This window comes from Bacillus sp. CD3-5 (genome assembly GCF_006349665.1).
Lineage (GTDB): Bacteria > Bacillota > Bacilli > Bacillales > Bacillaceae_G > Bacillus_A > Bacillus_A paranthracis.
Window position 1 is genome coordinate 861,995 of record NZ_VEPX01000001.1, and the last position, 14,397, is coordinate 876,391.

The 14,397-nt window shown below is 30.3% G+C and carries 13 protein-coding genes and 2 pseudogenes; 3 read left to right on the plus strand and 12 right to left on the minus strand.

Annotated features, from left to right (window positions below; all coding sequences use genetic code 11):
- Positions 1 to 43: 43 nt before the first annotated feature.
- Positions 44 to 637, minus strand: coding sequence for a DUF4030 domain-containing protein (locus FH036_RS04545; protein ID WP_139895415.1), 594 nt, complete (start codon positions 635 to 637; stop codon positions 44 to 46).
- Between the two features lie 169 nt (positions 638 to 806).
- On the opposite strand from FH036_RS04545, the gene FH036_RS04550 reads away from it, so the two are divergent.
- Positions 807 to 2,498, plus strand: coding sequence for a M3 family oligoendopeptidase (locus FH036_RS04550; protein ID WP_139895416.1), 1,692 nt, complete (start codon positions 807 to 809; stop codon positions 2,496 to 2,498).
- A gap of 14 nt (positions 2,499 to 2,512) precedes the next feature.
- Here FH036_RS04550 and FH036_RS04555 read toward each other — a convergent pair whose 3' ends face one another.
- Complete coding sequence (locus FH036_RS04555; RefSeq protein WP_139895417.1) at positions 2,513 to 3,607, minus strand: helix-turn-helix domain-containing protein; 1,095 nt, start codon at positions 3,605 to 3,607, stop codon at positions 2,513 to 2,515.
- 321 nt (positions 3,608 to 3,928) lie between these two features.
- On the opposite strand from FH036_RS04555, the gene FH036_RS04560 reads away from it, so the two are divergent.
- The gene (locus tag FH036_RS04560; protein WP_139895418.1) at positions 3,929 to 4,891 is read left to right on the plus strand and encodes a phosphotransferase enzyme family protein; all 963 of its coding nucleotides are present in this window, start codon (positions 3,929 to 3,931) and stop codon (positions 4,889 to 4,891) included.
- 64 nt (positions 4,892 to 4,955) lie between these two features.
- Here the strand turns inward: FH036_RS04560 and FH036_RS04565 are convergent, their stop codons facing one another.
- From FH036_RS04565 to FH036_RS04575, 3 genes and pseudogenes are all read right to left on the minus strand, one after another.
- Entirely contained in the window at positions 4,956 to 5,705 is a 750-nt protein-coding gene (locus FH036_RS04565) for an aminoglycoside phosphotransferase family protein (protein ID WP_139895419.1), read from the minus strand.
- A gap of 116 nt (positions 5,706 to 5,821) precedes the next feature.
- A pseudogene (locus FH036_RS04570) lies at positions 5,822 to 6,614 on the minus strand (VOC family protein).
- Positions 6,615 to 6,794: 180 nt separating this feature from the next.
- Positions 6,795 to 7,370 carry an NUDIX hydrolase gene (locus tag FH036_RS04575; RefSeq protein ID WP_139895420.1) on the minus strand — a complete coding sequence of 192 codons (576 nt, stop codon included), beginning with the start codon at positions 7,368 to 7,370 and terminating at the stop codon, positions 6,795 to 6,797.
- 225 nt (positions 7,371 to 7,595) lie between these two features.
- On the opposite strand from FH036_RS04575, the gene FH036_RS04580 reads away from it, so the two are divergent.
- A complete protein-coding gene (locus tag FH036_RS04580) occupies positions 7,596 to 8,822 on the plus strand; it encodes an MFS transporter (RefSeq protein ID WP_139895421.1) in 1,227 nt (408 codons plus the stop codon).
- A 91-nt stretch (positions 8,823 to 8,913) separates the two neighbouring features.
- Here the strand turns inward: FH036_RS04580 and FH036_RS04585 are convergent.
- From FH036_RS04585 to FH036_RS04615, 7 genes and pseudogenes are all read right to left on the minus strand, one after another.
- Positions 8,914 to 9,719 (minus strand): annotated as a pseudogene (locus tag FH036_RS04585) (MerR family transcriptional regulator).
- 105 nt (positions 9,720 to 9,824) lie between these two features.
- Positions 9,825 to 11,279, minus strand: coding sequence for a serine hydrolase domain-containing protein (locus FH036_RS04590; RefSeq protein WP_139895422.1), 1,455 nt, complete (start codon positions 11,277 to 11,279; stop codon positions 9,825 to 9,827).
- Complete coding sequence (locus FH036_RS04595) at positions 11,279 to 11,791, minus strand: hypothetical protein (protein WP_139895423.1); 513 nt, start codon at positions 11,789 to 11,791, stop codon at positions 11,279 to 11,281. Before FH036_RS04595 ends, FH036_RS04590 begins: the two co-directional genes overlap by 1 nt.
- Positions 11,788 to 12,093, minus strand: coding sequence for a PadR family transcriptional regulator (locus FH036_RS04600; protein WP_306821659.1), 306 nt, complete (start codon positions 12,091 to 12,093; stop codon positions 11,788 to 11,790). Before FH036_RS04600 ends, FH036_RS04595 begins: the two co-directional genes overlap by 4 nt.
- Positions 12,094 to 12,308: 215 nt before the next feature.
- Positions 12,309 to 12,788: an SRPBCC family protein gene (locus FH036_RS04605; protein WP_044792415.1), complete on the minus strand. Its 480-nt coding sequence runs from the start codon at positions 12,786 to 12,788 to the stop codon at positions 12,309 to 12,311.
- An 86-nt stretch (positions 12,789 to 12,874) separates the two neighbouring features.
- Entirely contained in the window at positions 12,875 to 13,612 is a 738-nt protein-coding gene (locus tag FH036_RS04610; RefSeq protein WP_001182545.1) for a hypothetical protein, read from the minus strand.
- A 221-nt stretch (positions 13,613 to 13,833) separates the two neighbouring features.
- Positions 13,834 to 14,394: a class I SAM-dependent methyltransferase gene (locus FH036_RS04615; RefSeq protein ID WP_044792417.1), complete on the minus strand. Its 561-nt coding sequence runs from the start codon at positions 14,392 to 14,394 to the stop codon at positions 13,834 to 13,836.
- Positions 14,395 to 14,397 lie beyond the last annotated feature (3 nt).

Sequence of the window (14,397 nt, forward strand, 5' to 3'; positions counted from 1 at the left end):
TTAATTACATCGATTTTTCATCCATATAGCATTCATTCCTCAATTAGTTAATTTTTCGATTATCTATATCGTAAATCCCAATAGCATATGAATCATTTTCAATCCATTTCTTTACTGCTTCTGTTTTAAGTACACCTTCAATCTCTTTTTCTATTTTCTGCCCAAGTTCCCTCGTTCTTACTTCATCATCGCTAATCTTAGTTTTTATATCAATAGCAACAGGTTGATTCTTTTTATAATTTATTTGCTGAATCCCAAACCCTTCATATCCATTTTTTCTGAATACGTCATCAAATATCTGTCCAAAAACTAACTCCCATCTATGTTCTGCATTTACAATCTCCTTGTTTCTTTGAGATATATTTACTTTATAAGACATAATGCCTTGAATTTGCAATCTTTTATTAATTTCTTTTTTTATTTCATTAGCATTTTCGCTATCAGCAATCTCTAAATCTACTATTCTTGCTTTTTCATCCCATTTAACAGCACTAAAAAAAGATTCCTCCTTTACCGCTGCTGTAGCAATATCCATAACTATAGAATCTTCACTTTTGGATTCTTCCATTTCAGGCTCACAAGCACACAATAAAGCAATTGAAAATAAAAATACAATCAACTTCTTTCCTCTTTTCATTGCACTTCCCTCCGTAAATTTTCATTTACGATAAACTTTTACTTTCACATATAAATACCTTCTATAATTTTAAAATTTAACATTTTTTCACATTTTCTCCTCTTAAAAAGGAAATTATAATTAATAAATAGAATATCTTCATGAATAAATAAAAAGTGAGGGATATGTCATGCAACGTGTAAATACGATTGATATTAGTAATGTACTACAATTGGAAAAAACACTTTCGACTTTATTAAATAAAATGATTTCTTCAAAACTAGACCTTGAAAACTGGTTAAAAGAGCAGTCAAAAGTGATTTGGGAAGTCGAAGAACAATTAAGATCACATTATATCGCCTTTCAATGTAATACGGATGATGAAAAAATAAAAGATACTTTTGAACATGATCAACAATTTGTAAAGCCACTTTTAAAACGGTACCAAAATTTATTGGATAATAAATATTTAGAGTCACCTTTTCGAATGGAATTAGATTCTAACGTATATGGTTTATTAGATACAAAAATAAAAAATGCTCAAAAGTTATTTTGTGAGGAAAATATCGAATTAGAAATAAAGGAAGACAAATTAGTCACAGAGTATTTTGAAATCACTGGAGGATTAAGTGGAATTTGGGACGGAGAAGAAAAAACGATAACAGAATTACAATCCTATTTACAAGATTCGAATCGTGACATCCGTAAAAAGGCAAAAACCATTATTTCCGAACAATTTTTATCTGTTGAAAAAGAACTCCAAAACATATTAAATCAATTAATTGAAATTCGCCATCAAAAAGCAAAAAATATTCAACTAGAGAATTATCGTGATTATATGTTCAAGAAATACGAACGTTTTGATTATTCAGCGAAGGATTGCTATGAACTAGCTGAATCCATACGCAAGTATGTTGTGCCACTTAAAGATAAAATATTACTAGAGAAAAAAGAGAAACTACAAGTCAATACGCTTCGCCCGTGGGATGTATCAGCTGTAACTCCAGATCAAAAAGTACTTAAACCAATTGCAAATGAAAATGATTTAATTGAAAAGAGCACTCATATCTTTAATAAACTAGATGTTAAATTTTCAGCACTTTTAAACCGAATGTATAAACATAATTGTCTTGATTTAACAAGCCGCAAAGGAAAAGCATCTGGAGGCTTTTGTGAGTACTTACCAGCTTCACAATTATCATTTATTTTTATGAACTTAAATTATACACAAGATGATATTATCACTTTTATACATGAAATGGGTCATAGTATTCATAACGAACTTATAAAACCATTAAAATTACGACAGTATATAGAAATTCCAGCTGAAACAGCTGAACTAGCTAGTATGACAATGGAGTTATTCTCGCTTAATTATTGGAATAGCTTCTATACAGACAAAAAAGATTTAAAACAAGCAAAAATTAACTACTTTAAAGATGTTATTTCATATTTACCTGTTATGCTTATTGTCGATCAATTTCAGCACTGGCTGTATGAAAATCCAACTCATACTTCTGAAGAAAGAAATGAAAAATACTTACAACTTCAAAAACATTATCAGTCTAACGCCATACATATTGATGGCTACGAAAACTGGATAGCAACGAGTTGGTTACCTGTACTCCATATTTTTGAAGTACCATTTTATTATATTGAATATGCGATCGCCCAACTTGGTGCATTACAAATGTATAAACAATATAAAGAGGATCCCAAGCAAGCACTAGAAAATTATAAAAAGGCATTATCACTAGGAAGCTCGCAATCTATAAAAGAAGTGTATGAAGCAGCCGGTATTCGTTTTGATTTTTCTAGCGAAACAATTAAGGAACTAATGGCATTTGTAGAAAAAGAATTAGAATTACTTGAGCAATTATAAGAAGAAAACTACACCTATATTTTAGGTTCAGCTTTCTTCTTTATTTTATTAATCAGCTCTATGTACTGAGTATCTCCATATCCGATTGTAGGAAAAAGATGAAACAACTTCGTTAATAATTCTTGAGTTGATAAATCTTTATTTTTAGAGATAAATTTCATTACAGCATTATCTTCTTTTAGCATTTCTAAAAATAAGTCTATGGCCTGATACATTACTGGCAATGTTTCAACAGATGGTTTTTCATGATTCACGAGCACTTCTTTATATGCAGAGTGATAGTTTTCTAACTTTATTTCAGTTTGACTTACTTTAAATTCATCCTCTCTGAAGCTATTCAAATATACTTTCCCTTCATAATAAGACTGTTCAAGGTATGAAAGTATTGTAAGTAGATTCATTTGGCAAAACATATCTTCACCAAACCATAAAACAATACATTTATACTTTTTCGTAAAAAGTTTTTCTAACGGATCTATAACCTTTTTTGTATAACTTTCTACGGAACTGTTGTGTCCTTCCGCTCTTGTTTTAATAAAATCGTCATCAAAAACTTTTATAGTAGCGGGGTTCACACACATCGCCTCATTAAATGGTGCATAATCAGAATCACCCATTAACTTTTCGTTTTTAAATTCTTCATACATAACTTGACCATTTAATATGTTAAGTACTTCTTTATCAAATAGCTCACTCTTCCTATTTCGTAACTGTTCAACCTCTAATTTTCTAGAAATATTCATATTAAATGCCCCTTCTTTATTTAAATTTAGTTTAACAAATGATTGAATAGGCATTTTGCTAAGTTGGTATTCTTTGGGATTCATTCCAAAAACATTTTTGAAAGCTCTACTATAAGCTTCTTGGGAAGAGTAATCGTAATCCAATGCGATCTCAATTATTTTCCTACCAGTCTTTAAATCTTCTGTAGATAAATACAACCTTCTAAGAAGAATATAACGTCTAATACTGAAACCCGTTACTTGATGAAATTTAAAAGAGCAATAATAAGGAGAATACCCCATATAACGAGATAATTCATCTAATGAAAATCCCTTTTTCAAATTGCGCTCAATCCAATCAATCATCTGCTGTATATGTTCATTCATTTCCTTCACTCCTTATATAAAAGTATAAGAGAAGTGCGTTTCATTCTTTTGATATTTCTTGTGTTTTAAAACATGAGCCATTCTATAAAATCTATATATGAGTATTAGTTTTATATTTTTTACCTATCTTATTTTGACATACCTTCTATTCATTTTTCAATTTAGTGTTAATTCGTATGCTGGCAAGACCTAACTAATTATTAAAGGTCAATTTACATCATATTTCATTTTAAAGGATTTCAAAAATGAAACTAGAATTTTGTAAAATAAGATTCTTTTAATTCTCTAATTAAAAAATAAAAGTTTAGAAAGGACGTTACAATGAACAAACTAGAAAAAGAAAAACTTCAATTCATAAATGAACTATATCCGTTGAATTTTATTAACATTACACCAATAACAAATGAAATGTATAAATGTCTTACAGAACAAGGAACATACTTCATTAGAATTACAAACTACAAAACATATGAAGAACAATTAGAAGAAGTTACATATACGAATTTTTTATACGAAAACGGTTTAGATGTTCCACCAATACTCCCTTCTTTACAAGGGAATCTTGTAGAAAAATTAACATTAGACAAGGAGCTTTTTACAGTATTATATAAAGCTGCTCCTGGTATACATTTACCAAGGTGCGAATGGAATTCTACTATATTTAAAAAACTTGGTCAACAAATCGGAAAATTGCATCGTATATCTAAAATCTTTGAAAAAGCTAAACCGGTTAAATATATTAACGACTGGTATGAGAATGAGGAATATAATTTCCTTAAGTATATTCCTCAAGAAGAAACTACTATTAGGGAAATTGCATCTAAAGTTTTAAATTCTATAAAAGAGCTACAAAAATCCACTTCAAATTACGGCTTAATTCACGGAGATTTATGGCTAGAAAATATTTTAGTTGAAAACAATTCAACCATAACAATGATTGATTTTCAAGATTGCGAAAAACATTTTTACCTATTCGATTTAGCTGTTCCTATTTATAGTGCTTTAGAATATTCATTTGCTGGAAATGGGAATATCATTGACTATGAGCATTCTATTACAAAAGCTCTATTTGAAGGGTATCAAGAGGAAAATGAACTACCTAAAGAGATGATCGAGAAGTTTCCATTGTTTATTAAATTAAAAGAGATTTTTGAATATAGCTTAATGCACATGTATTGGGATAAAGAAGAATTAACTGAGGAACAAGTACGGATAATGAACCTTTATAGGATGAAGATTGAAACTAAATATACCTATTGTTTAAAAACGCTGTTGTTTAACTAAAGTTCCCTTGTAGTTAAACAACAGTATTTATTAATTAGCTACTAGACAACTTTTGTTGTATTACTTATAAATACTGATTCAATAATTTGTTTAAATCCACTTCATTTTGCGGGGATACCTTCTCAGAAAATCTAGCTGCAGTTATAATAGGAGCCCATTGAAAGATCTCCCCCCTTGTTAGGTCGGTATTACGGCAATATATTTGTAAATACATTTCTGCTAATTCTATATGAGACTGCGCATATAATAAATATGTACGAAACACATCTGCACGAATATCACCTGAACAAGCATCTACCCAGTCTATAATACTTACATTCTTTTCACTTAAAATTAGATTAAATGGATGGAAATCGCCATGGCATAGTCTAGAATCAAATTTGATTGAATGTAACTTATTCAATATATTTCCCTTTTGTTTTTCATCCAATTTATGTACAGATTTAATTTGACGCTCTAACCTTTCCTCCATTGCTTCCATTTCACCCATATTCACACGTATAGCGTGAATCTTTTTTTGTTCATTCACACAAATATTTATATAATACTCTGCCTCATTTAGATTATTAAGCAGGAGATCACCTATACTGTCCCCTTTTACGTATTCCATAATAATTGCCTGTCTATTTTGTATCTTAGTCACTTCAAATACGTTTGGAACTGATAGCCCGCATGAATACGCATATGTTTGTTTTTTTGCTTCATTCATAGACTCTGTATTTGGGAGGTAATCTTTAAATAATTTCATAATCTTATTATCATATAGATAAATTTCCGCTGTATTTCCTTTTGCAATCAGATTATCTAGATTCATTTCGTTTACCTCCATAAAATAAATTTGAATAGTGCCTTTTCCCTTTCTTTACATTCACTGTAAACATAACAAAAACCTTCTTCACGAAGATACAAAAAATCTACCACTTTCCATCCTTAAATAGAAAGCGGTAAATTTAATTTACTTGGAATATCAGCATGGAGATTTGGTGTATGCAAGATAGTAAATGAATATCCTTGCTGAATAAATGATACTTCATTATGTTTACATTCATATGGAACACTATTCTTCTTCAAGTTATTTTGTATGCGTTGTAAAAATGCTTGATCTGGTGTTCCAAAAGAAACATGTACTTTCGGTGGTAAAGCTTTCATCGCAATCGGAATCCATGGTCTCTGCCACCAAGTTGCAACAATATATGCAGTGCCACCTATAACAAAGTTAAAAATATCCCCATCTTCCATCGTTTTCATATCTAGATTTGATTTTAACCATTTCGTAAAAACAGGTACACTTTGAACGGGAAGACCGATTTCTCTTACATATAAAACGTTTAATGGTGAATGCGGTATTAGTACATCTTCTTTAACATAACTATGTGCGATAATTTCGAGTAGATTTCCATCACCATCTCTGAAATATAAGTTGAATCGGCCGCTCTCTTCATCAATTGTATGACCATCTTTCCATTTCACAATGAGTAATCCAGACTTTTCAAGCCATCTTGCAGTTTCATGAAATTTTGAATATGGAATCTCAAAAGCAAAGTGCGCAGATGCAATTGGTTCATATACTTCTTGAAAACTAATTGTAGTGTACGGTGTTACTTCAAATTGAATAAATGATGTCGTTTCTTTTTTTATGGGGAAACATAATGTCCTTATAAACTTGTTTTACCCCTTCTATGGAAATCGATTGTAGTTTTATATCTGTAATATGTGTAATCACATTACATTCCCCCTTGTTTCTTATTATCTATTCGTATTGTATTACAATTATAAATAGATAAAATCAAACGGAAGGATGGATTTTTCATATGAAAACTACAACTTTAGTATGAATATGTTAGCTTCAAAAGTCTTTTTATTTGATACACACCATCAATAAAGGTATATTTTTAAGTTTTTTCTAATTTAGAAACTGCTGAAGTAATACAGGATCCTCTTTTAAAAGTTCTGATAAAAACATAAGTTGTGGAAAAGATTGTAAAATTAACTCTTTATCCATTGTTTCTTTCAATATAGCAACTCCGCCTTGATTGATATAATCATTTAATGTTATTTTCCCCGTGCAAATTAATTCAATATCATTCAATGAAAGTAACAGTAGTCCATTTGTTTCAGAAGATGGTTTAGGTAGCATCTTTGAATAGGCAACATACATGATCGATAAACTTTCATCTGGGCTATCAATAATTAATATTGGATTGACTTCATTTTCTACTTTTATTTTATTTGATTGTCCACTCCAATACTCTTTATAATATGTAGTTGGTGAATTCAATATAGTAATATCGATAGAAGCTTCTTCTTCCACTTCTCTTTTCGCAGTTTCTACTGCTGTTTCATCCGCTTCTTTATGTCCTCCAAGTCTTACTACACCTAATGTATCACCTTTACTCGTTGGTCCCACTTGAAAAACAAATGAATTCTTATACATTACATATGCACCAGATGTTCGTACATTCTTATCTATATGTATCAATATTTTTCCTCCTAAATTAACTATCTTACAAACTAGTTTACTATCATTTTGTTATGTACTTAAATAACCTTCAATCAAAAAAACTACCTTCATTTTATTTCCTCCTTAAAATTTAAAAATACATCTAAAAAGTAGGATTCACAAAATAATCCTAGAATTCTATACATAACAAATATTGGACGAATTATTTTCAAATTTCTCTATAATAAAGGTGGTATAAACAGTGTGAAACTTATGCAAGAACGTAGCCTTACCGTAAAGACAACTTTTTCTAAAGAATATAAGATTTTTATTTTGGGTTTACTCATTTCACGAATTGGGGATTCACTATATACTTTTGCGTTACCTTGGATTGCCTATCAATTAACCGGTTCAGCTGTAATTATGAGTTCTTTATTTGCTATTAACGTATTGCCAATCGTTTTATTTGGCCCTTTAGTTGGTGTAATAATTGATCGTTATGATCGAAAAAAGTTACTGTTGGTAGCGGATATTACTAATATTATTTTAGTAAGTCTTGTTCCAATACTACATTCATTACATCTATTAGAAATCTGGCATTTATACATAATTACTTTTATGTTAGCAGTTATGTCCATGCTTTTTGATGTAACAACTGTTACAGTCATTCCGCAAATTGCTGGAGCATCCTTAACGAAAGCCAATTCTTTCTATCAAATGGTCAATCAATTAGCTAGTTTATTTGGTCCAATGATAGCTGGAGTTTTCATTTCTTTTATTGGCGGCTTTCAGTTGCTTTGGATTAATGTTCTTTCATTTATTGCAACATTAGTTGCTGTGATGTTATTACCGTCTATGAAAACCACAAATAAAAAATGTGAAGATAAAAATACACTTCAAAATGTACTATATGATTTGGTTAATGGATTTACCTGGCTCAAAAATGATCGCTTAAATATAGCTTTATCTTTTCAAGCTATGATAGGAAACTTTGGAGCAAGTGCGGTTTTAGGTGTATTCATGTATTATTTATTATCCACATTACAACTTACCCCAGAACAAAGTGGGGTGAATTATTCATTAATTGGAATAGGTGGTCTTTTAGGAAGCTTGATTGCAGTTCCTTTAGAAAAGAGGTTACAGCGCGGCATACTAATCCCTTTACTCTTATTTGTTGGGGCAATTGGCTTAACTTTTGCACTTTGGAGCACATATTGGCTCGCTCCCGGAATTGCTTTCGGTGTTGCAATGACTTGTAATATTGCATGGAATACAATTGTAGCCACAATTCGTCAGGAAACAGTTCCATCAAATATGCAAGGAAGAGTTTTAGGATTTTCACGTGTACTTACACGATTAGCTATGCCACTCGGGGCATTAGTAGGAGGCATTATTTCAGCTTATAATCCTGTCTTTGTATTTGCTTTAGCTGCTTTTACTAAATTAATTGAAGTCTTTATTGCTTTATATAGTCCGATACGAAAACTATAATAGTAGGAAAGATAATTATGATTGGTTAATTGCAATTACGGATAAGTTTATAAAGGAAAAAGGCATATTATAATGCCTTTTTTCTTTATCATCATTTAACTGGATAACAAACTTCTGTAACCCACTTATTAGGGATTCCATTGCTGGGCTCACATGATAAATATTAAACATCGGGCCTGCTAATTCGTAACCTTCTGTCTCAATCCATTTTGCCGCAGCTTCATTTACAGCTGTCATCTGTTCATAACTTCCATTAACTGTTATAGAAGCTACATTAGCTGATTCCATATTTTTAAATGTAACGTCTTTTGTATTTTCGTGCTTTCCTAGAATACTTAGCTGTATTTCTATATCTACATCATTTTCTTTGTATTCACGATCATGGAAAACCGCAATATTATAACTCGGATGGTCAATACTAATATTATCCATTTGAATTTCTTGCATTAATATACTCCATAAATCACCTTCGCAATTATACGATGGAATAATCTTTCTAACACTAGCTACAGTTCTTTCTGGAATTTCTTTTATTGAAACATGATAATTCATCTCAACAACATCCTCTCTCATCGTTTTCATTGAGTCTTCGAGGAGACGTAATTGTTTTTTGAGGTTAGTCATGTCTTTTTTAATTTGAGCACTACGATTTAAAAACTGCTCCTTAATACCATCTATATTATCGCATTCTATTATTTCTTTAATGGTAGCGATATTAAATCCCATATTTTTTAACGTTTGAATTTGATTTACTTTCTTTAATTGGGCTGCTGAATAGTATCGGTATCCACTCTGCTCATCAACTTTTATTGGTTGTAATAATTCAACTTTATCGTAGTGTCTCAACATACGTATACTAATGGAAGATAGTTTCGAAAAATCCCCTATTTTAAACATGATTTCCTCCTATAAGTTACATCTACTTTGAAGCTCAACTTTATCTTAAACAATGACATTGTGTGAGAGTCAACTGTTTATAACACTTGAATTATATTTCTTTAATTATTTATCCTTATACCGTCTTATGCCTATAAAGATTGATAATAATCCGTTCACAGCTAATAAAATTACTATAATACTTGTAAATAAACCTACATCTGCCGCAAATATTTTAATCGTGCGCCATGGTGAACTCGTACTATAAGTAAGCAGTGGGATAAAAATAATAGATAATAGTAGGAATAGACTCCCTATGAATAACCAAATTACCTTTTTTACAGTTTTCACATGTTTATACTTTTTAATTAATATAATTGATATTACGAAAAGTATAAGTGTAACTATCAACAAAATAATTTGTGTTAATGGTATGTTTTTAGAGATATCAATCAGTTCTTCTCCATTCAAAATACTAATAATCCCCTTTTTCAATTCTGATAGTGCGGTTTCTTCTAATACATGATTTTTATTTGTTAAAATCACACCACTCCAGCCACTTTTATTTAAAGTAAATATTTCTGCACGAGCATCGGGCGTTGATCCTGAATGCCAAATCATCGTTTCGCTTTCATTTATATTTGTTGTTCTTAATCCAAAACCATAACTTTTTTCTGAATTTATTTGATAAAGTGGTGAAAGATAAAGATCCATGTTTTCTTGCTTTAAAAATTGAGGATTTTCTTGGCGATTCAAAAACATAATGAATTGAATCATATCTTCCAAATTCGCGGTAATATAACCATATGGTGCCCCGGCATTATCATAGGACACTACACTTTTTCTTGGTATGCCAAACCACGACTGATAACCTGTTAAATAGCCTTTTTCATATGCAGTTTCTTTACTTGCGGCCGCGCCATTCATATTTAACGGCTGAAAAATATACTTTTCCATATATGATGAATATGTTTTATTTGTGACTTCTTCAATAAGTGCGCCTAAAACAATATAATTTGCATTACTATATTGATATTTTTCACCTGGTGAAGCAGTTACTTTTACATTTGAAAGTTTCATTACATTTTCTTTTAATGCTGTAGAACTTTTAGATTGCTTATCTGATAATGCTAAGCCTTCATATGTGTTGATTCCGCTTGTATGAGTTAGTAGATGTTGGATTGTTATAGTTGAGGATATTTGAGCATCTTTTAGTTTAAACCAGGGGAGATATCGTTGAACTGGATCCTCTAATTTTATTTTTTTATCTTCTATTAATTTTACTATAGCTAAAGCTGTTAAAGATTTACTTATTGAGCCAATTGCAAATGGTGTTTTACTAGTTACCTTTTTTTCAGATTCTCCAGTAACCCCCATCGTTTTTGTGAAGAACACTTCTTTATTATGTACAATTGCAACAGCAACTCCTGGAATATTCTGTTCATCTATAAATCCTTCAATATACTTATCTAAAGTAGCTTTAATATTGTGCTGAGCATACACTTTTGGATGAACGATACATAATACTAATACATTACAAAGAATACATATTTGGAATAATTTATAGATAGTTTTCTTCATTATACTTTAGATAGCTTTCTTTTTTTATAATTTACTAAACTAATAAATACTACTACCGAGATTGTAAAACTACTCATTATTAATAATGAGTTCCACCATTGATTCTCTGATATACGATATAAAATATTATAATCAAATATATCTTTACTATTAGGTTGGTTAAATGATTCAGTTAAAAATATTGAAAATGTAGTTTGCGAGATGAGGTAAGTAATAAATGCGATGAATATGCCACGTAAGACAAATGTGTTGTATTTTCCTTTTTCATTTTGAAGTTGTTTCATTTTAACTTGTAAATCAATTTCATTTATTTCTATAAAATCTTGAACAAATAATTGAGGGGTACCTAAATCATCTATACTGTCTTCACCATGTTCACGACATTCTTGAATATGTTCTAATATTTGTCGCTTAATATTTTCCCTTTCTTCTAAACTAATATCGTATTGCTTTAATTCCTTTAGTACGTCTGTTAAAAATTGCTTTTCTTTACCTATCAATCTATTCCTCATTTCAGAAGGTCTCCTTTCAAACCGCTTTTTAATAATGTTTGAATATTCGATTGCAATTCTAACCACTCATTAATTTTCTTCTCAAGACGTATTTTACCGTTTTCATTAATTTCATAATAAATTCTAACTTTACCACTGTCTGTTACTTCTTGATAAGTATTAACCCACTCTTGATTTTTTAACTTAGTTAAAATGGGGTAAATACTTCCTACTCCTTTCAATTTTAAATTGTTTACTTCAAGTTCTTTCATAATCTCATAACCATAACTTTTCTTTTTTGACAAAATAGATAATACACACATTTCTAAATGACCTTTAATTAAGCTTGTTCTATCCATAGGATAAATTTAACAGAAATATATACTTCATTCAAGTATATATTTCTGTTAAATGCAAAAAAAAAAGACAATAAAACGAAAAGATTAACAAACAACAATACCACTTATCAACTGTTTTTAATATTAATAATCACTTTTATAATATAATAATTACACAATGAATATAACCTTTAACGTTATTATCCTCTTAATTCAAGAACCTTATATTTATATATTTCAAACCGTTGTTGCCATTCATCTTTAGAAAATTCTTTTTCTTCTCCTTCTAGAACGGCAGAAAAAAGATCTAAACAAATATGCCAACCAGCTATATCTTTCGGTGTATGATCAGTTAATTCGTGAATATATTCTTTGAGAAGTAAAAGGGTACCATTATCCTCTTTATGTATTTCAAATCGGACCCGATCTTTATTCCAAGTAAATTCAAGCACTGAATTTACTTGACACTCTATAATATCAATATTTATAAATGAACCATCCATCATGTCGAACTTTATTACACCATTTGTTTTAAGGCTTTCAATCTGCAAATTGGACATCCATTTTTTTAACTTACTGTTTTCTGTTAAAACTGACCAAACTTCTTCTATTGAATATGAAAAATGACGATCAAATTGTACTACGTATTCATTATCTTGTTTATCTATTACAGCTAACATTATTAATTATCCCCCTTCAAATACGAATGTACGTTCCATTTTACACGATTTTATAAAAAAAAGAAATATCTATTCACTCACTTAGTTTAATTAGTTTTTGTTATATTCATAATTGATTGACTTATTGTATATGCAAGTTCTAATCTGGTTGACCATGCTTTTATTGGATCAGTAATATTATCTTGATTAAGACTATTGACGTATTTTAAACCATCTACTGCAATATACTCGATTTTAAAATCGGTAAATTCTTTTATAATCATCGGCCATTCACCATCAGTCATTCTGCATTTAGAATATTTTATTATGTAATCAGCTGCTTGTTTTGAAATCCCACATGACCCTGCTGTAATATCTACTTGTTTCCCTAATTGTAATGACATAATTTTATTTGATACTGTTTCTGTAACTTGCCATTCTTCAGGATGTGTCTGAAAAGCTCGATCCGTTCTGCCGATGATTAAGTAATCTACATCCGCTATATTCTGAATGAACGAATTAAGCTCAGCTGGATATTCTTTCATCCAAGTTAGCAAACGATCAAAATCACAATAGTGATAGTAATCATGATTATAGTTACTAACATACTTCAAACAGTCCCTACGTGCGTTCCCTACCCCTGATTTTTCTACTATATTTATATGGAAGTTACATTCCTCTAGTTCTTTTACAATTTCTTTAGGTGTTACATTACTAATTGTTATATATTTTTTATGATAATTTAAATGTATTAATTTCTCTTTTAGCTCTTTTATTGTAGATAATAAGCTCCCTGTTGGATCATGAGTAATGCATGTTAATGCCACTTGTTTTATAGGTTGCATATTATATTCGTCCCCTTTGCAAAATAAAAAGCAGAAAGACTACTTTCTGCCAATTTTATAATTAGTATTATATTTCTTATGCTCAATTTAATTCATATTATGTAGCTTTAAGGAATTCCCCTTATGTTGCGTTCTCATTTTCATCGAACATAGAATTACAGCATATAAAGAAACGCTATGACTCATGCAATTATTATGCTAAATCTACTTACTTGAAAAACTTATCGTTTAATCGCATCAACAATTAACGATGGAAAACCAAGTTTATCACCTTTATTTCTAGAATCATACCTTTTCGAACGGAAAATAACACCGTCGTTTGCATCCCATTCATTGTAATAAAACTGACCATTTTCATCACAATATTCAAGCAAAACTACCTCAAATCCAGCAGTTTCAAACATTTTCGTTAAAGTTTTATAATTATGAACAATTTTATGACTTGCTGCTGGGTGATTTTTCGGACCAGGGCCACCTATTTGAACTATGTTTTGGTACACCTCATCCCGAAAAAATGCATCAGGGACGCCACACCGAATATGCCCTGTTGGCTTTAAAAATTCATAACAAATCCTAGCTGCTCTTACACCTTCTTCAAACGTAAGATGTTCCCATACATGTTCAGCTAAAATAGCTGAAATAGAGTTGTATTCAAATCTTTCTTCCCAAGTAGCTTTATCTAGTAAGTTAAGTTCATTTTCTTGCGTTTGTATCCATCCAGGATTATTATTAAACACCCCTGCTCCGACTACTACTTTAATTTCGTCTTGTTTTATTGCCATCAC

Excerpts from the sequence above, each read along its gene's own strand:
- FH036_RS04560 (WP_139895418.1), top strand. The coding sequence starts at position 3,929 with ATGAACAAACTAGAAAAAGAAAAACTTCAATTCATAAATGAACTATAT.
- FH036_RS04595 (WP_139895423.1), bottom strand. The coding sequence starts at position 11,791 with ATGAGGAATAGATTGATAGGTAAAGAAAAGCAATTTTTAACAGACGTA.
- FH036_RS04590 (WP_139895422.1), bottom strand. The coding sequence starts at position 11,279 with ATGAAGAAAACTATCTATAAATTATTCCAAATATGTATTCTTTGTAAT.
- FH036_RS04605 (WP_044792415.1), bottom strand. The coding sequence starts at position 12,788 with ATGTTAGCTGTAATAGATAAACAAGATAATGAATACGTAGTACAATTT.
- FH036_RS04545 (WP_139895415.1), bottom strand. The coding sequence starts at position 637 with ATGAAAAGAGGAAAGAAGTTGATTGTATTTTTATTTTCAATTGCTTTA.
- FH036_RS04550 (WP_139895416.1), top strand. The coding sequence starts at position 807 with ATGCAACGTGTAAATACGATTGATATTAGTAATGTACTACAATTGGAA.
- FH036_RS04600 (WP_306821659.1), bottom strand. The coding sequence starts at position 12,093 with ATGTGTGTATTATCTATTTTGTCAAAAAAGAAAAGTTATGGTTATGAG.
- FH036_RS04615 (WP_044792417.1), bottom strand. The coding sequence starts at position 14,394 with ATGGCAATAAAACAAGACGAAATTAAAGTAGTAGTCGGAGCAGGGGTG.
- FH036_RS04565 (WP_139895419.1), bottom strand. The coding sequence starts at position 5,705 with ATGAATCTAGATAATCTGATTGCAAAAGGAAATACAGCGGAAATTTAT.
- FH036_RS04555 (WP_139895417.1), bottom strand. The coding sequence starts at position 3,607 with ATGAATGAACATATACAGCAGATGATTGATTGGATTGAGCGCAATTTG.
- FH036_RS04610 (WP_001182545.1), bottom strand. The coding sequence starts at position 13,612 with ATGCAACCTATAAAACAAGTGGCATTAACATGCATTACTCATGATCCA.